The sequence below is a fragment of the Haloferula helveola genome (assembly GCF_037076345.1).
Classification (GTDB): domain Bacteria; phylum Verrucomicrobiota; class Verrucomicrobiia; order Verrucomicrobiales; family Akkermansiaceae; genus Haloferula; species Haloferula helveola.
In genome coordinates this window covers 3,224,801-3,241,072 of record NZ_AP024702.1, presented here as the reverse complement: position 1 = coordinate 3,241,072, position 16,272 = coordinate 3,224,801, and the positions used below count along the sequence as shown (strand labels likewise).

The following is a 16,272-nucleotide window of genomic DNA, read 5'->3' as shown; positions in this document are numbered from 1 at the left end:
CGGGAATGTCCGGCTCAACCGGCGATCACGAACTTCGGATCGTAGAAGGTCATGGCGCGGATCTTGCCCTCGCCGTCGTCATAGAAGACCGCGACGTAGCTGCCGGGTTCGTCGAAAGACATTCCGCACAGGGCTTCCTCCGCTCCTTGCAGCCGGATCTCGACATCGCCACGTGCCTCGCCAAGGTCGACGGTTGTCGTATTGAACCGCTTCACCGACTTCGTCTCGAGTGACTGCCGCGCCTCGGTCGCGATACGAAAGGTGACCTCAGGCAACGCGCAGACACTGACAACCGTCAGACGATAGCCGCGCTCGGCGTCCTTCTGCTTGAGCTTGAGGATCCGCGCCTGCCATTTGAACGGCTCTTCCTCGTCCTCGGTCTCCACCTTTTCCGCGAAGCCGATCAGGGTGGTCGTTTCTCCGGTTGCCACGTTGACCGACGTCTCGCCGGTTTCCACTCCGTCCTTGGTCACGGCAATCTTGTGGCTGCCGGACTTCAATCCGATGCCTCCGGTCCGCTGCCCGAGCTTGTAACCCTTCGCGTATAGATCCTCTCCATCGACCTTCAGGTGGGTGTTGCCTTCGCCCGGTCCGACGGCATTGACGAGGCGAATGAAGCCGACCTGCGGCGGTCCGTCCTGCGCGTGGACGAAGGCGAAGAGGCACAGGCTGGCGACAAGCTTAGAAATCGTTTTCATGGAGAATGACGGGACGGAAGTTGCGGGAATCGATGCCGCCATCGGCGAGCCGTTCCCCGGGATCGGCGAACACGTTGAAGACCTTCCGCGACTCGGCCAGCACTTCGGGCACGGCGTTGGAACCGGGTGCGAGTGGCGTGAGTGCCTGACCGACGACCCACACGCGGAAGTTCCGCGAACGAAGGGTCGAGCTGTTGTAAACGCGGGCGAAGACCTCTTCGGCGGCGGAGTCGCTCCACTCGACGCGGTCACCGATCGAATAGAGCTCCTCATTTCCGAAAACCGGTTCCTCCTGGACGTTCTCGACCGCCGCAAGCTGAGCGGCGGAAACGATCGGCCTTTCGCGGATGATCGCGTCGGCAATCACGTCGGCGGCGCGCGAAACCGCCGGAGTTCCAAGTTCGAGCGGTTGGATCGGAGGCGCCATTTGGTCGGTGGGCCGGTGGGAATTGCTCAGTCGGCGCGAAAGCTCGGGGTCCTGCTGAAGTAGCCCGACCGCGAGCGCCCTCAGCGCGTCGCGACCTGCGGTGTTCAGATTCACCCGGCCTTCCATCCATGCGAGGTTGCCTTCGACATCCTCGCGATCGACCGCGTTTCCGACCCCGGTGTGGAAGAGGTCGAGCAGGTGCGCGGCGTGCAACCCGGGTTCGACGAACCGCGGGTGCTCCGGACGGCCGATCCTCAGCGAGTTGCCGCCACCATAGTGGTCGTTCACCGGTGATCCGAGTTCGACCAGCGGCCAGCGGGTCTGGCTGCTCGGCATCCGGCCGTCGCGAATCTGCGCAGTATCGCTTGAGCGATCGTAGGTCGGCACCCACATCACGGGGTCGTAGACCCGGCCGAGTTCGGTCGCGCTGAAAAAGCGGCCGCGGTTCGAGATCCGCATCGGCGCCTTGAGAGGCTCGACGTCCGGCAGGTTGCGGAAGAACTGCGGGTCGTCGGGATCAATCCGTTCGTCGCCCCGGCTTCCCGCCCGACCGGCCTGGACCGCTGGAGGCAGATAGCCATACGACGTGTTGTGCCCGCAATCCGGCCATTCCGACGGCATCACGCGGCCGTAGACCTTCGGCTTGGTCGACGAGTCGCCGAAGTAAACGTTGCCCCAGCGAATCGTCCTGCGGTTCGGGCTGTAGTTGTCGGGATAGTCGTTCGGGTCCTGCGCGATGCCGACGTAGTAGGCGATCCGCGGGTCGCCCATGTTGTTGACGTAATCGAAACGCCCGATCGAGTAGCTGTGCCCGGGAATCGTAGTCCAGATCCCCTGCCGCGGCTGGCTCTGGGTGTCGCGCGGGTAGTTCATGATCAGGTCCGGATGCTTCACGTTGCCCCGCGCCTGATCGACGATGGTCCCGTTCCACTTCATCCGGTAGCCGACCTCGCCCTCGTCCTCGCCGCGCAGCGCGATCGGACTCGGGATGAAGACCGACGACGGCCCCGAATCGATCGTATACACGACCTTGCCGCAGTTGATCAGCTTGTACTGGTTCGGCTCCAGCGTGATGCTCTGGGCGGGCAGCCAGTAGTAGCCGCCTTCCTTCTTCAGTTGGGGCGACGCAATGTCGGGGTCCTCGAGGAAGTCGGGGCTGCCGAGGTTGAGGTCGGGCACCACGCCAAGATCGAACGAGTAGTTCGTCTCGTAGCTGATCTCGAACTCACCCGAAACCGGCTGGTCGCTCATGTTCCAGAGTTCGGCAAAGACCGTTCCGCTGAGGACGAGATACTTGCGACCGTCCTCGACCTCGATGTCCTCCCAGCGGAAACGAACGAGGTGCTCGCTGACCAGTGGGTAGGCATCGAGACCGCGGTGGCTGTCGGCCACGACCGTTCCGTCGCTATCTTCGTCGGCATAGTCAAAGGCGTTCGCCGCCAGCGTCTTCAGATAGTTGTCGGGAAACCCGCCCTTGCGTTCCTCGAATTCCGGCAAGGCGGTCTCGACCCATTCGGCGAAGTCGCTGATCGCGCTCTCCCGCTCCTTGGCCAGCAGGGCGTTGAGGTTGAGCTTGGGCTGACCCGCCGCGGCGACATCGATCCCCGGTGCGAACGGCACGGTCGGACGCTCAAAATACGGCTCCGTACCGGAGTTCATCGACTCCTCGATCGCCCGCGCCTGCAAGTCCTCAAGCCGACCGTCGTCATCGCGCTCAAGCGGCGGCTGGAACTCGGCCGCTGCGAGAATCGACTCCGGCGAAATGAGCACCCGCTCGCCATCGATCACACGGTCATCGAGCTGGCTGGTGTCGACGTCGCCCTCGACTTGCGGATCCAGAGCAAAGGCCGCGACCTCGGTGCGCTCGACGGTCTCATCGAGATCGACTCCCGGCGCCGGCAACGGGTAGGCCGCCCGCGCGTGCTTTCCTTCGTCGTTGTCGTTGCCGGCCGTGCGACCGTCGATCTTCGCCTGCAGGTCCTCGACCCACATCGCGTAGCGTCCGACCAGGCGACCGTCGTCGTCTTCGACCGGGATCCACGCGACCCGCGCATCCTGGCCCCACTTCCGCGGCTGGAAATCCTCAGCCGCCTCCGAAACCCAGCTCGCGGGATCGGGAAGCGCGTCGAGATCGCTCACCTCGCGCGATTCCTCATCCGCGGTGAAGAGCGGAAAGATCGTGTAGCGGGTATCCTCGCCACCGCCTTCGCCTCGGGCGAGGTAGAGGTAGTCGAGCACATCCTTCGTCGAGCCCGCCTCGGCTTCGCCCGGCTTGGCGAAGATGAGGAAGTCGTCGTTGTCGGCCTCCTCGCGAAGCAGCGTGCGGACCTGCTCGACGCCGGCACGGGCGATCCACTCGGCGCGTTTCACATCGACGTACGAGCGCGCCGTCTTGCGCTCGATGCCGACCACCGCCAGCACGCCGACCGAGAGCAGCAGGATCGCCGCCATGACCACGAGGACCGCGGCCAGCGTGAAGCCCTTTCGCGAACGCGACGTGGAACGTTTAGGAGTCATGCCCGAAGGGTTGGAAAATCTCGTAAGTCTCGAGTTGGTCGGAAAACTCCGCGTCGTCCGGATCGCCGAGCAGAGGGCTGTTGTCCCACGCGCCGGTGTCCCGGAGTTTGGCGACCAGCTCGCGGCGGGCGACCACCAGCACCAGCCGGACCGCGTCGGGTCCGACCCAGTCGGGATCAGCCGTTTGCTGCCAGTCCTCCCACTCGCCGTCGGCGCCCCGCACGCTGGGCTCGACCTTGAACGCAAGCACCCCGAAGGCCACCGGCTCGTCCGCCGGCTCACCGACGAACAACGATGACTCGTTGCCGGTCCGGAGCGCTTCGAAAGTCTCGTCACTGCCACGGAATCCACGCAGCAGACAGCGCACCGTGTCGCGGCCGATCTTCAGGTCCTTGATGTAGTAAACGACGGCACACAGGTCACCGACCCGTTCGCTGTCTGACTGCGCGTCATCCGGTTGGAGGCAGAGGAATCCGAGCCGGTCCTTGCGCCACGCGTCGGTCGATCCGCCGAAGACCATCTCCCGTCCCCGGACCGCCTTCGAAAGATCCTCGGCCGCCTGGGTCAGGATCGCCCGCGCCTCGCGCTCCGACGCGACCCCGTCGGTCCCCCGCCCGTAGCCTTCCCCGACCGCGCGCAAGCCCGCGACTCCGAGGAGCAGCACGAGCATCCCGAGGGCCATCGAGACCATCAGCTCGACGAGGGTGAATCCGGCGCGGCGCATCATGGCAGAATCGTGTGGAAGGCCACCGAATCGCGGCGTTCGGCCGGGAGCACGGCGGGGTGCTCGACTTTCACGGTGATCGTCACGCCGGTGTCCTCCGGGCGGCCCGACAGCGTCGCAATGTAGAAAATCCGCTCTCCCTCGAGCTTGTTGATTCCGTCCTCGTACTCGGCGCCATTGAGGTCCGAAATGAGTTCCCCTTCGCGGTCGAAGGCGAGCGCGATCACCTGGCCGGCCGAGGGAAACGCCTGGTCGGCCTCGATCTCGTCGAGCACCGGCGACTCGCCCTTCCTCGCCGCTTCGAGCTCCATGAGGCACCACTCGGCGATCGCCGGTGCGCGGGACTCGGCGCGGGCTGTGCCACCGGTATCGCCCGCTTTCCCCATGGCGGCAAGTGCCAGCGGGATCACGATTGCGAGCACGCCGATGGCGATCACCGTTTCGAGCAACGAGACGCCTGACGGGCGGGATGTCGGTCGGCGCTGGGTCATGACTCGAGATTCCATGCCCGCGCCACCACGCGGCCGATCCGGATCGTCCGGTCGCCGCTTGATCCCGTACGGACCGCCTCGCCGTTGCGATAGGTCCCGTTTCCGAGCGCCACCACCACCGACTCCGACCCCGGCGGCGCAAGCAGGCCGCCCCGGGCGCTGAAGACCAAGGCGGGAAACTCCGCGCTCTCGCTGCCGTTCTTCCACGTCAAATTGACGCTGGCCGCATCCTTCACATTGGCCAGCGAGTCGACCTCGCCGCCGAAAAACACGATACCGTCCGGAAGGGAATGCCATCGCTGGATCAAACGTCCCGACACGGCCTCGCCTTCCTTCCATTCGTCCAATTCGAACAGCCCGATCCGGCACTGGTCGTCGTCGAAGCCCGCGGTTCCGGGCTCGGCGATCGCCATCGCGACCGGCCGCCGCCGCGTGATGGCCGAGGTCCGGGCCTGCTCGACCAAGGACGAGAACTGCTCGGACCCGCTGCGGAGCGCCTCGCCACGGGTGTTCCCGAGCAGGCTCACGGCGATCGTCAGCAGGACGATCACGATCGCGATCACGGCCACGAGCTCGACCAGGGTGAACCCTGACGTTCGGCATTTGGATCGCGCAATTCCCCGCACCATGGACATCAACAAAATAGGAGCGGAAAAGCTGCGCTGCCCGCAAAAAAACCGTCTCTCCATCACCCAGCACGGGCTGCGCCACAAAGCGGCGAATGTGACGATCCCGTCAACCGACCGGAGTTCCCTAAATCGTTGAGAATCCGTTCCCTCCCGGGCCAGATGCCGCCACGCCTGCTCCTGATCGACGCGATCGGCCCGTTTTTCCGTGGCTACGAAAAGCGCCGCATCAACTGGTCCAAGATTCCGTTCACCCATCTCGCCACCGAAGGCGAGGCGCGGCAGCGCCAGTGGGACCGGATCCGCGACGACCTCCGCCAGTTCGCCGGCGAGGTCTCGGCGATCGGATACAACGCCGTTACCCTCGACGATCTCGCCCACCTCGCCCCCCACCCGCTGCACGAAGAGGACATCGCCCGCCGGATCGAGGCCTTTCGCGAGGAATTCTCCCGGATCTTCCCGATTCTCGACGAGTTCGGGCTGAAAATCTACCTGACCTCCGACATCATCCCGCTGACCCCGGCGATCGAAGCCGAAATGGGCGGCGATCACCGGAAACTGGAGGACTACTTCCTCGGTCTGGTTTCCGATCTGCTCGACGACTTCCCGCTCATCGCCGGGATCATCCTGCGGATCGGCGAAAGCGACGGGGTGGACGTAAAGGATCCGATTCACACCCGGCTGCACCTGACGTCCGCCGCCGAGACCAACCGGCTGCTGCGTCGGATGGTGCCGCTTTTCGAGGAAAAGGAGCGCGATCTGATCCTGCGGACGTGGACGGTCGGCGCCCACCGCATCGGCGACCTGATCTGGCACCGCAAGACCTTGGCGGAGACGCTGAAAGGGATCGACTCGCCCCGGTTCATCGTTTCGATGAAACACGGCGAGAGCGACTTCTTCCGCTACCTGCCCCTCAACCGCGCGTTCTTCCGCACTCCGCACCCGAAGATCATCGAGCTACAGGCCCGACGCGAGTACGAGGGCGCCGGCGAGTATCCCTCGTTCATCGGCTGGGACTGCGAGAAATTCGCGCGCGAACTCGAAGGCGCGGAGAATGTCGTCGGCATGTCCGTGTGGTGCCAGACCGGCGGCTGGCACCGCTTCCGCCGGCTGCCATTTCTCAAGAACGCCGGCGACGACACGTGGATCCGGCTCAACACCTTCGTCGCGCTGCGCGTTTTCCGGGACCGGCAACCGGTCGAGGAAGCGGTCCGGGATTTCGTCGGCGAGGACCGGGCCGTCGCCACGCTCGAGTTGCTGCGCTGCGCCGATACGGTCGTCCACGACCTGATCTACATCGAGGACTTCGCCCGCCAGAAGCTGTTCTTCCGGCGGGTCCGAATCCCGCCGCTGCTGCACATGTATTGGGACTGCCTGTTCATCAATCACGCGGTGCGCAAGATCATGCGGCACTTCGTGCGCGATCCCGAACGGGCGTTGCGCGCCGGCGAGGCGGCATGCGACCTGTTTCCCCAGATGATCGAGCTGGCGGAAGAAGCGCGGCTGCCGGTCCGCGACATCCGCCACTGGCGCGACATCTGCCACATCATCCGCCTCGCGCGACGCTACTACTTCCTCCCCTACGATCCCGAGATCGCCCAACAGATCAAGGCTGCCAAGGCTGCCTACAAGGTTGCCTGGCCGCGCACCGAGGGCGCGCGCTACCGCATCAAGACTTCCTTCGAGCCGCTCAAGGTGAAGCGCCAGACGCTGGCTTGGTTGTCGGGACTCCTGCTCCGGCGCAAACGCGGCTACCGGATGATCGACCACATCTTCACGCTCAACCTCCTCGGACTGGTCTACCGGATCTTCCGTCCCCGGAAAAAGGAGGCGATGCCGAAGTTCCTCCGCAAGTCCGCCATGGGCGTCGAGACGCTGCTGAGATAAGCGGCTTCCGGGTCTGCCTTTTTGGAACTGCAAAGGCGCAAAGGGCTTCCGGTTCGGAAATGGACCGCCGACTTCAGCCGGCCCCGCAGCGGCTGGGGAGAAAGTCTCAAACTCCGTCGGTCCGGCCTTTGCGTCTTGGCGCCTTTGCGGTTCGACCTCTTCCGTCTCGACACGAAAAAGCCCCGCGGCCCGGAGGCGGCGGGGCTTTGGAAAATCCGGACCGATCAGTCGGCGAAGCTCGCGATGTCGTCCTTGGTGCCGAGCTCCTGGTCAGCACCCGGGCTGAAGACCGCGACCTGCTCACCGCGAAGTTCGAATTGCTTGCCGCCCTTGCTGAAGCGGAGCACGTCCTCGTAGTCGGTGTTCAGCACGATGGTGTAGGGCTGACCGAAGGGGTCATACATGCCTTGGACCGTGTTGCCGTTGGAACCGTAGTAGAGGCCACCGCGCTTGCCGGTGCCTTCCTTGGTGTTGAGGAACGGGATCTTGCGGCTGTTCTCGATGTCCGAGCCGTCACCTTCGTCAGCGAGCAGGATGCGGAGCAGATCCACTCCGGTGCCGGAGTCGGTCTTCACCTCGCCCTGAACTTCCGGAAGGCGGCTGTATTCGCTGTAGAAGTTGTTCACCGCGGAGTGGATGGCGGAGGCGGCGACGTTGCCTTCGGTGGTCCGGGCCCGCTTGATCGCGATGTTCACCCCGGCGAAGCTCATGGCGGCGAGAACCGCGACGATCGTGATGACGACGAGCAGCTCGATCAGCGTGAAGCCTCCGGGCCGACGGATTTTTGAGTAGGTTTTCATGATATTGGACAGTTTGGACGGCGGCATCCAACGGGATCGGACACCGGCTGACAACGGCGCATTGCGCCCGCTGCAGTTTTCCCAACTAAACCTGCAATCGGCCCTACCGCAAGTCCGCAGCCGCGGCAGGGCGGAGCGCGGCCGATCTTCATGCGGAACCGCGAAACTCGCGAAACGCCACCAAAGCCGGAGAATCCAAGCATTTCAGTGTCTTCCGCTTCTTCGTGATTTCGCGCCCTTTCGCGATTTTCGCGGTTCAAACCCCGACCCTATCCCCTTCCAGCCCCGTTTCCTCCTTGCTTTCCCGGCAATCGCGGACAGTCTCCCGCCAGCGGCCGCCTTTGATGGCCGCCCGCGCGAGACGAAAACGGGCAGGCTACCCGATCCTCAAACCCCGCGCGCTCTTCCGCCCGCCGGCACCCCCGGCGACCTGCGCACCAACCGGTGGACCCGCCCGAAATCGCGGCCGATCCCGGTTGTCCGGCGCGTCAATTTCCATCATTTTTCATCATGCCCCGTTTGACCCTGCGCGACCGCATCCTCCAGTTGATGCAGCAGCGCGATTACCAGCCCCTCAACAAGTCCGAGTTCGCACGCGCCCTCGAAGTCCCGTCCGGCAAGCGCGCCGACCTCCGCAACGAACTCGCCGGCCTCGAACGGAAGGGCAAGATCGTCGCCGGCAAGAAAGGAAGGTTCTCCCTCCCGGAAGCCCGCAAGGACGCGCTCCGCGGCTCGATCAAGTTCACGCCCAAGGGCGACGCGTGGTTTTTCCCCGACACCATCGACCCGGACAACATCGCGACCGGCATCGACCTTCAGAAGAACGGCCGTGTCTACGTCTCCCGCCGCGACTCCGGCAAGGCGCTCAACGGCGACCGCGTGCTCGCTTCGCTCAAGGCCCCGCCGATCAGCCCGAAACAATTCCGCAGCAACCGCTCCTCCGGCGGGCGCCCGCCGGGCGAGGAGCCCGAGATGCGCGCGGTGGTCGAGGAGATCCTCGAGCGCCGCTCGGGAAACATCGTCGGCACCTACCAGCAGAAGGGCAAGAACGCCTGGGTGCGCGCCGACGATCCGGCGATCGACGGCAACATCGAACTGATCGGCGACACGACCGCCCGCCCCGGGCAGACGGTCGTCGTTTCGATCGAGAACTGGCAGCACAAGACACCCCACGGCCGCATCATCGAGGTGCTCGGCTGGCCCGGCGACGCCGGCGTCGACATCCTCTCGATCATCCACCGCAACGGCATCCGCACGTCGTTCCCCGACGACGTGCTCGCCGAAGCGCGCAACATCCCCGACGAAGTCGATCCGCAGGAAGCGCAGCGCCGCGAGGACTGGCGCGACCGCCTGGTGATTACCATCGACCCCGCCGACGCCAAGGACCACGACGACGCGATCTGGGTGAAGCGGACGGAGAAGGGTTGGAAGCTCGCCGTCCACATCGCCGACGTCTCCCACTACGTGAAGCCTCGTACTTCGCTCGACAAGGAGGCGGTGATGCGCGGCAACTCGACCTATCTCGTCGACCGCGTGATCCCGATGCTGCCGGTCGAGCTCAGCAACGGCATCTGTTCGCTCAAGCCGGACGTCGACCGGCTGACGAAATGCGCGGTACTCGACATCGACCGCAACGGCAAGGTCGTGAAGTCGCGATTCTGCGACGCTCTGATCCACTCGCAGTCGAAGCTCTCCTACGAACAGGCCCAGACGATCCTCGACGGCGGCAAGGCACCGGCAGGATCGGTCAAGGGGCTCGAGGACATGGTGCGCGAGGCGTGGAAGATGGCCTCGACCCTGCGCAAGCGCCGTTTCGCCAATGGCGCCCTCGACCTTGAGATGCCGGAGATCCGGGTGCACCTCGGCGACGACGGCAAGGCCGACCGGATCGAACACGTGATCCACACCGCCAGCCACCAGCTCATCGAGGAGTGCATGCTCGCCGCCAACGAGTCGGTGGCGCGCATCCTCAAAATCCGCAACAAGCCGACCATCCACCGCGTCCACGAGGAGCCCGACTTCGGCCGGCTCCAGGAGTACGGGGAGACGGCGGAGGCCTTCGGCTACAGCTTCGGCGACCTGACGAACAAGAAGCACATCCAGCAGCTCCTCGACGCGGCCAAGGACCGGCCGGACGAGCACGCGATCAAGATCGGGCTGCTGAAGTCACTCAAGCGTGCCGCGTATTCCCCCGACGCGCTCGGCCACTACGGCCTGTCGAAGTCCGACTACTGCCACTTCACCTCGCCGATCCGACGCTACGCCGACCTGATCGTCCATCGCAGCCTCCAGCCATTCCTCGACAACGCCCCGAAGAAGGCGGACCCGACACCGAAGCAGGCCGAGCTGGCGGACATCGCGCGCCACATTTCCGATACCGAGCGCACCTCGGCCGATGCCGAGAACGACTCGAAGCAGATCAAGCTGCTCGACTACCTCGACCAGTGCGCCCAGTCGGACAAGCCGGTCGTCTTCAAGGGCCTGATCACCGAAGTCCGGTCGATGGGTCTGATGGTCGAAGCCACCGAGATCTCGACCCGTGGCGTGATCAAGCGCGAGGACCTGCCCGGTGGTGGCCCGTGGAGGATGGACTCCGTTCAGCAGCGCCTCAGCGGACCGGGTGGAAAGCACTTCCAGCTCGGCCAACGCATCGAGATGGAGGTCGCCCGAATCGACCACGAACGTCGCTTCGTCGACTTCAAGATCGCCGGTGATGGCGACGCGAAGGATGCCTCTCCGGCTCCCGGGTCCCGCGGCCAGCGCGGCAAATCGAGGGATTGGAAACCGAGCAAAACCGGCGGCGGGCGATCGGCCAAAAAGTCCTCCCGCAAGCGCCCCAAATCCCTCCCCCACAAGCGCAAGCGGAAGAAGTGAGATTTGGAGTGCGGTGGCAGAGGGAGCCTGCGACCGGCGACACCGCTTTCTCGGAGTGCTCCCGCAACGCAAAAGCGGTGTCGCCGCCCCTGCCGGGGCTCTGCCACCGCACTCCAAAGGCCTCCGGCCCTCCAATCATCGGGCTTGCCGATCCGTCTGACGACTTGCGACCCGGCTATCCCTCAGGCAATCTTGCGCCATGTCTGAACCGTCTCCGAAGACCACTCCCCGACCCAGCGCGTCGGCGGATGCGGCATTGCGGGCGGAACTTGAGCGCATCGAGCGGATGTCAATCAAGGAGCGGATCATGACCGCACTGACGATGCGCAACCGATTCGATTGGCTGAAGACCGGCAGCGCCGAGCGGTCATCTCCCGGCAAGTGACCGATGCCCGCGGACGAACCAACCAATCTCGAAGTCGCCGAGCAGGTCTCAACGATCCTCGCCTCCGAAGCGATACCCTCCATCGTGATTGGGGCGGTCGCACTCGCCGCACACCGATACGTGCGGTTCACGGAGGACATCGATCTGGGAGTCGTCGCCGATGCGGGAAAGATGCGCGCCCTGGTGGACAAGCTCCGATCAGGTGGTTTCGAGGTGCAGTTCCACACGCCGGATGGAGATGATCCGTTGGGGGGCGTGATCGACATCTTCGGCTCGTTCGGTCTGGTGCAGGTGGTCAACTTCGACGAGCGCTTTCCCGCAGCCATCCACGACGCGCTCTCTGGTGAGGACGTTCGGGTCTCCCCGAGCAGTCCGCTGCGAATCATCCCGATTCCTCAACTGGTCGCGCTCAAACTCTACGCCGGCGGCCTGAAGTCGAAGTCGGACATCCTCGAGTTGCTACGAAGGAATCCCGAAATCGATGTGGAGGAGATTCGGGAAACCTGTCGTCGATACCGCCTCGAAGGACTGGACGAGATTCTGAAGGAACTTGGCCCCTGAGTCCGCGAAGATGGACCGCGAGCTTCAGCTCGCCCCGGAACCCCGGCAGCCGGACCGACGGGGCGAGCTGAAAGCTCGCGGTCCGTTACTCCCAGCTTTTCAAATCGTCCTCCGTCCCCTCGACCCCGTCTTCACCGAGCGCCCAGACTGCGAAGTCTCGGTTCTGCAGAACCAGGTCTTGGCCACTGTATCGGACTGAGAACTCTTTCTCGTCAGTCGTCCGAAGCGCGACCCTCAGGGGCCGACCACGGATATCGTAAAGAGCGTATGGCCGATCATCCTCGGCAGAATAATAAAGCCCTCCCCTCTTCCCTCTTGCTTCCCTGATATTGAGGAATGGAATCAAACGAGGATTCTGCGGCGTGGTGGTTGGACCCGACTCCCCCAACAGAATCTGCAATAATTCAGCTCCCTCCGGCCCCTCGGTTTCTAGCCAATAGCGGCCCGGATCGGGCAACCTCCCATACTCGGAGGCAAAGTTGCTGAGAGCATTCGCCAAACCTGCGACCATCACCGAGTCGTCAGCTCGGGGATTTTTCCTCACGTTTGCCGCGTGAATCAGGAGGTAACACAAGACCACGAAAAGCACCGCCAACACAACCCCGAGCCACCGCTTAACCTTCCTTCCCATCTCTCGAGCCTAAGCAAGTCCAGCGCCCCCACAAGCCCGGCAGAACTCCCCACCGGTGCGCGGACTTCAGTCCGCCCCGGAGAATCAGCGCCCGAAAAGCCAAGCGGACTGAAGTCCGCGCACCCCCACCTTCCTCGCTTGTCATACAACCCGGCCCCCGTTTCACTCGCCGCCGATGAAACGAGCCATCCTTCTTCTCCTCCCGACGATCGCCTTCGCGCACCCGGATGCCGGCACCGAGCCGGGCACGGGACCGCAGACCGCCGTGCGCACCGGCAACGGCCAGTGGACCTACGAGGCCGTCCCGCACTGGGGCGAGCTGCCCGACGGCAAGAACGTCGGCCCGACCCACGGCGGCGTGATCGTCGACCCGCAAACCGGCGAGATCTACGCCTCGACCGACGCCGCCCACGCGATCCTCGTCTGGAAGCCGGACGGCACCTTCGTGAAATCCATCGCTCCCGAGTGCCAGGGCTTCCACGCCATGGACGTGCAGGTGGAGGACGGCAAGACGGTCATCTACGGCGCCCAGCTCGGCGGCCCGAACCCGCTCCGGATCTGCAAGCTCGATACCGACGGCAAGCTGCTCCTCCAGATCGGCGCGAAGGAAATCCCCGACCTCCAGGGCGGCTGGAAAGGCCTGACCTCCGTGACCGTCGCGCCCGACGGCTCGATCTTCTGCTCCATGGGCTACGGCGCGCAGTTCATTCACAAGTTCGACGCCACCGGCAAGCACCTCAAGACCTTCGGCGGTCGCGGCAAGGGCCAGAAGGTGCTTACCAACACCAGCCACGGACTGAAGGTCGACACCCGCTATGACGAGCCCCGTCTGCTGGTTTGCGACCGCGAAAGCCGCCGCCTTTTCCACACCGACCTCGAAGGCAACTGGATCGGCGAATACGCCACCAATCTCCGCCGCCCGTGCTCGGTCTCGATCCATGGCGACGTTTGCGCCGTGGCCGAACTCGAAGCCCGCGTGACGATCATCGACAAGAACGGCACACCGGTCGCCTTCCTCGGCGACAACCCGGTGAAGGGCCAGTGGGCGAACTTCCGCGTGAAGCCGGAGGACATGAAGCTCGGCATCTTCACCGCGCCGCACGGCCTGTCGTTCGACAAGGAGGGCAACCTCTACGTCGAGGACTGGAACCAGACCGGCCGCGTGACCAAGCTGAAGCTGATCAAGCCCTGACCCGCTCAGAATTTCACCGCGACCGAGGAAAACAGTCCGAGGTCGTGGTGCTCCCGCAACGCCGCCGGGCGGTTCTCGTAGGCATACTCGGCTCCGACGCGCAGATACATGCGTCCGCTGAGCCGGGTATCGAGCGCCGCGGTGGCGGTGATGTCGAAGTTGTCGAAGTCCGACAGCTCCGAGGTGTAGACCACCGCCTGCTCCAGCGAGACGCGGGAGTTGAAGGTGTGGCTGAAACGCTCCGCGGCCACCAGTGACGCGTAGTCGCGGGTGCGCCGGCCGACCTTCTCGAAGGTGTACGACGGCCCGAACTCAAGAGCGAGGCGGGTGGCGTCGTTCTTGATCAGCGAGTAGCCGGCCACCACCGTCGGCGCTACTCGGTAGTCGATGTCCGCGGCACCGTCGCGCAGGTAGCGGATCGACGGACCGACGTAGAAGCGCTCGCTGAGGTAGCGGTTGAACTGGACACGCGAGCTGGTGCGGTCCTGCGAGGTCGAGCCGTTGTTCTCGGCGTAGTGGTGGGACAGGTCGAAGAAGAACTCGCAGTCGGCACTGCGGTAGGCGGTGTTCCAGTCGAGCTTCGCACCCATGCTATCGGCATTGCCCTTGTTGAGGGAAAAGCCGATCGCCGCGGTCGAAGCCCACCCTTCCTTCTTCGGAGCATCTTCTTCCTCGCCCGGGAACAGACTGCGTCGTCCGCCGCCTTCCTCGGGATCGCCGAGTCCGCCGAGGTCGTAGGCAACACCCGCGATGAACGAGGTATCCGTCCGCCCCCGGCCCGGCGCCGGCGAGGTGTCGGTCCGGTGCTGGACGAAGGTCCTCAACGCCCAGCGGTCGGTCAGCCGAGTCTCAAGACCGAGTTCGAAGTGGATCAGGTTGTCGGAGGGATCCTTGACCTTGGGTGTCCACGACAGCGACTGCCACAGCTTGGTCGTCTCGGTGAAGCGATACTCGAAGCGCTCGGCCAACCGGAAGGTCGCAAAGTCGCGGCTGATCCCGCCCTGCTTTTCCCAGGCGTAGCCCGGACCACCCTCGATCACCAGGGTGGCGCGCTCGCTATCGAGGATCCGGTAGCCGAGCAGGATGTTGCCTTCGATCCGTCGGTCGAGCCCGGCGATGTCGTCGCGGCTCCACGATCCGAATCCGCCGACGTGCCAGCGCTCGTTGAGCCGGCGGTTCTGCTGGGCGAAGAACTTGTAGCGGTCGGTGCTCGTGGCGCCTCCGTCCTCGGCATAGAAGTAGTCGGCGCCCAGATAGGTCTCGTTCTTGTCGTCGAGATGCGACGCCAGCACCTGCACCGAGTAGGCCACCGACTCCGAATTGCCATCCGAGTAGGAAAGCCCGGCAGCCCCCGTCATTTCCCAGCCGTGATCCTCCTCAGCGGCCGCGATCGTCGTCGAAATGGCCGCCAGCGCCGCGAATCTCCATCGATTTGCCATGCCCCGGGGCCTGAAGGATGAGGCTCCGGACCGCAAGCCTTTCCCGTCTGGCCCCGCCTTCGGCCCTTGCATCGGCGCCGCCTTCCCCTAGCTTCCGCCTGCTATGAAACTCCACTCCATTCCCGGCGTCCTGGCCCTGAGCCTTGCCGCATCCATCCCGGCATTGGCCCAAAACGAGGACTCCGGGAAGCCGGCAGCGACCGCGACCACGCCGCCCGTCGAGATTCCGACCCAGGGTGGCGCCCCTGCCGCCGAACCGGCTGCCGAGGAAGGCGCAGCCGAAGCTCCGGCAGCACCGCTCGATCCGGCGACCGTGAAGACCGACTCGTCGTACGGCCTTGGCTTCCGCACCGGAGGTGAGTTCGGCCAGCGCTACGGCAACTTCGGCGTGGGGCCCGACGATCTCGACATGGAAAGTTTCATCAAGGGCTTCCTCGCCGGCTTCAAGGGTGACGATCCGGAACTCTCCGAGGAGAAGGTCGGCGCCGCGATGCAGGCGCTCGGCGACATGCTGCAGAAGCGCGAGGAGGAACTCGCGACCAAGAACCTCGAGGAAGGCAAGGCGTTCCTCGAAGCGAACGGCAAGAAGGCAGGCGTCACCACGCTCGACAGCGGTCTGCAGTACCAAGTCATCAACAAGGGTGGCGACAAGGGCTATGTCGCGCCGAAGGAAGGCGAGCCCGACAAGCAGTTCATGGTGAACTACAAGGGCACTCTGATGGACGGCACGGAGTTCGACGCATCGCCCGAAGGCGAGACGGTTCCGATGAGCCTCGAAGTGATCGACGGCTTCAAGGAAGCGCTGCAGAAGATGCCGGTCGGCGCCAAGTGGAAGCTCTTCATCCCGAGCGAACTCGCCTATGCCGACCAGCGCCGCAGCGCCGAGATCGGCCCCAACACCGTGCTCATTTTCGAACTCGAGCTCGTCTCGATCGAGGACGCTCCCGCCCACCCGGGCGGACTGCCTTTCCCGATGCCGGAAATGCCGGAGGGCGAATGACCGATCGCGTCTGAGTGACT

14 protein-coding genes are annotated in these 16,272 nt (G+C 64.6%); 6 read left to right on the top strand and 8 right to left on the bottom strand.

What is annotated here, in order from left to right; translation table 11 throughout:
* Window positions 1-14: 14 nt before the first annotated feature.
* From HAHE_RS12090 to HAHE_RS12070, 5 genes are read right to left on the bottom strand one after another with little or no spacing between them, the layout of a single operon-like run.
* Window positions 15-698, bottom strand: coding sequence for a hypothetical protein (locus HAHE_RS12090; RefSeq protein WP_338684787.1), 684 nt, complete (start codon window positions 696-698; stop codon window positions 15-17).
* The gene (locus HAHE_RS12085) at window positions 682-3,642 is read right to left on the bottom strand and encodes a hypothetical protein (RefSeq protein ID WP_338684785.1); all 2,961 of its coding nucleotides are present in this window, start codon (window positions 3,640-3,642) and stop codon (window positions 682-684) included. The genes HAHE_RS12090 and HAHE_RS12085 overlap by 17 nt, the downstream gene beginning before the upstream one ends.
* Window positions 3,632-4,369 carry a prepilin-type N-terminal cleavage/methylation domain-containing protein gene (locus HAHE_RS12080; protein ID WP_338684784.1) on the bottom strand — a complete coding sequence of 246 codons (738 nt, stop codon included), beginning with the start codon at window positions 4,367-4,369 and terminating at the stop codon, window positions 3,632-3,634. Before HAHE_RS12080 ends, HAHE_RS12085 begins: the two co-directional genes overlap by 11 nt.
* Window positions 4,366-4,857 (bottom strand): hypothetical protein, encoded by a 492-nt coding sequence (locus HAHE_RS12075; protein ID WP_338684783.1) that lies wholly within the window; start codon window positions 4,855-4,857, stop codon window positions 4,366-4,368. The genes HAHE_RS12080 and HAHE_RS12075 overlap by 4 nt, the downstream gene beginning before the upstream one ends.
* On the bottom strand, window positions 4,854-5,426 hold the full coding sequence (locus HAHE_RS12070) for a pilus assembly FimT family protein (protein ID WP_338684782.1): 573 nt from the start codon (window positions 5,424-5,426) through the stop codon (window positions 4,854-4,856). The genes HAHE_RS12075 and HAHE_RS12070 overlap by 4 nt, the downstream gene beginning before the upstream one ends.
* Window positions 5,427-5,618: 192 nt before the next feature.
* On the opposite strand from HAHE_RS12070, the gene HAHE_RS12065 reads away from it, so the two are divergent.
* Window positions 5,619-7,370: a hypothetical protein gene (locus HAHE_RS12065; protein ID WP_338684780.1), complete on the top strand. Its 1,752-nt coding sequence runs from the start codon at window positions 5,619-5,621 to the stop codon at window positions 7,368-7,370.
* A 224-nt stretch (window positions 7,371-7,594) separates the two neighbouring features.
* Here the strand turns inward: HAHE_RS12065 and HAHE_RS12060 are convergent, their stop codons facing one another.
* Window positions 7,595-8,170, bottom strand: coding sequence for a type II secretion system protein (locus tag HAHE_RS12060; protein WP_338684778.1), 576 nt, complete (start codon window positions 8,168-8,170; stop codon window positions 7,595-7,597).
* Window positions 8,171-8,680: 510 nt separating this feature from the next.
* On the opposite strand from HAHE_RS12060, the gene rnr reads away from it, so the two are divergent.
* The 3 genes from rnr (at window position 8,681) to HAHE_RS12045 (ending at window position 11,990) form a co-directional block, all read left to right on the top strand.
* Window positions 8,681-11,044: a ribonuclease R gene (rnr, locus tag HAHE_RS12055; protein ID WP_338684776.1), complete on the top strand. Its 2,364-nt coding sequence runs from the start codon at window positions 8,681-8,683 to the stop codon at window positions 11,042-11,044.
* 199 nt (window positions 11,045-11,243) lie between these two features.
* Window positions 11,244-11,429 (top strand): hypothetical protein, encoded by a 186-nt coding sequence (locus HAHE_RS12050; RefSeq protein ID WP_338684774.1) that lies wholly within the window; start codon window positions 11,244-11,246, stop codon window positions 11,427-11,429.
* A gap of 3 nt (window positions 11,430-11,432) precedes the next feature.
* On the top strand, window positions 11,433-11,990 hold the full coding sequence (locus HAHE_RS12045) for a hypothetical protein (protein ID WP_338684772.1): 558 nt from the start codon (window positions 11,433-11,435) through the stop codon (window positions 11,988-11,990).
* An 85-nt stretch (window positions 11,991-12,075) separates the two neighbouring features.
* Here the strand turns inward: HAHE_RS12045 and HAHE_RS12040 are convergent, their stop codons facing one another.
* Window positions 12,076-12,621 carry a hypothetical protein gene (locus HAHE_RS12040; protein ID WP_338684770.1) on the bottom strand — a complete coding sequence of 182 codons (546 nt, stop codon included), beginning with the start codon at window positions 12,619-12,621 and terminating at the stop codon, window positions 12,076-12,078.
* 175 nt (window positions 12,622-12,796) lie between these two features.
* Between HAHE_RS12040 and HAHE_RS12035 the strand changes: the two genes are divergently transcribed.
* Entirely contained in the window at window positions 12,797-13,813 is a 1,017-nt protein-coding gene (locus tag HAHE_RS12035) for a hypothetical protein (RefSeq protein ID WP_338684768.1), read from the top strand.
* A gap of 5 nt (window positions 13,814-13,818) precedes the next feature.
* Here HAHE_RS12035 and HAHE_RS12030 read toward each other — a convergent pair whose 3' ends face one another.
* Window positions 13,819-15,252 carry a DUF481 domain-containing protein gene (locus HAHE_RS12030; RefSeq protein ID WP_338684766.1) on the bottom strand — a complete coding sequence of 478 codons (1,434 nt, stop codon included), beginning with the start codon at window positions 15,250-15,252 and terminating at the stop codon, window positions 13,819-13,821.
* Window positions 15,253-15,355: 103 nt separating this feature from the next.
* Here HAHE_RS12030 and HAHE_RS12025 point away from each other — a divergent pair, with 103 nt between their 5' ends.
* On the top strand, window positions 15,356-16,252 hold the full coding sequence (locus HAHE_RS12025; RefSeq protein ID WP_338684764.1) for an FKBP-type peptidyl-prolyl cis-trans isomerase N-terminal domain-containing protein: 897 nt from the start codon (window positions 15,356-15,358) through the stop codon (window positions 16,250-16,252).
* Window positions 16,253-16,272: the final 20 nt, after the last annotated feature.

Excerpts from the sequence above, each read along its gene's own strand:
- HAHE_RS12090 (WP_338684787.1), bottom strand. The coding sequence starts at position 698 with ATGAAAACGATTTCTAAGCTTGTCGCCAGCCTGTGCCTCTTCGCCTTC.
- HAHE_RS12085 (WP_338684785.1), bottom strand. The coding sequence starts at position 3,642 with ATGACTCCTAAACGTTCCACGTCGCGTTCGCGAAAGGGCTTCACGCTG.
- HAHE_RS12080 (WP_338684784.1), bottom strand. The coding sequence starts at position 4,369 with ATGATGCGCCGCGCCGGATTCACCCTCGTCGAGCTGATGGTCTCGATG.
- HAHE_RS12075 (WP_338684783.1), bottom strand. The coding sequence starts at position 4,857 with ATGACCCAGCGCCGACCGACATCCCGCCCGTCAGGCGTCTCGTTGCTC.
- HAHE_RS12060 (WP_338684778.1), bottom strand. The coding sequence starts at position 8,170 with ATGAAAACCTACTCAAAAATCCGTCGGCCCGGAGGCTTCACGCTGATC.
- rnr (WP_338684776.1), top strand. The coding sequence starts at position 8,681 with ATGCCCCGTTTGACCCTGCGCGACCGCATCCTCCAGTTGATGCAGCAG.
- HAHE_RS12050 (WP_338684774.1), top strand. The coding sequence starts at position 11,244 with ATGTCTGAACCGTCTCCGAAGACCACTCCCCGACCCAGCGCGTCGGCG.
- HAHE_RS12045 (WP_338684772.1), top strand. The coding sequence starts at position 11,433 with ATGCCCGCGGACGAACCAACCAATCTCGAAGTCGCCGAGCAGGTCTCA.
- HAHE_RS12040 (WP_338684770.1), bottom strand. The coding sequence starts at position 12,621 with ATGGGAAGGAAGGTTAAGCGGTGGCTCGGGGTTGTGTTGGCGGTGCTT.
- HAHE_RS12035 (WP_338684768.1), top strand. The coding sequence starts at position 12,797 with ATGAAACGAGCCATCCTTCTTCTCCTCCCGACGATCGCCTTCGCGCAC.
- HAHE_RS12030 (WP_338684766.1), bottom strand. The coding sequence starts at position 15,252 with ATGGCAAATCGATGGAGATTCGCGGCGCTGGCGGCCATTTCGACGACG.
- HAHE_RS12025 (WP_338684764.1), top strand. The coding sequence starts at position 15,356 with ATGAAACTCCACTCCATTCCCGGCGTCCTGGCCCTGAGCCTTGCCGCA.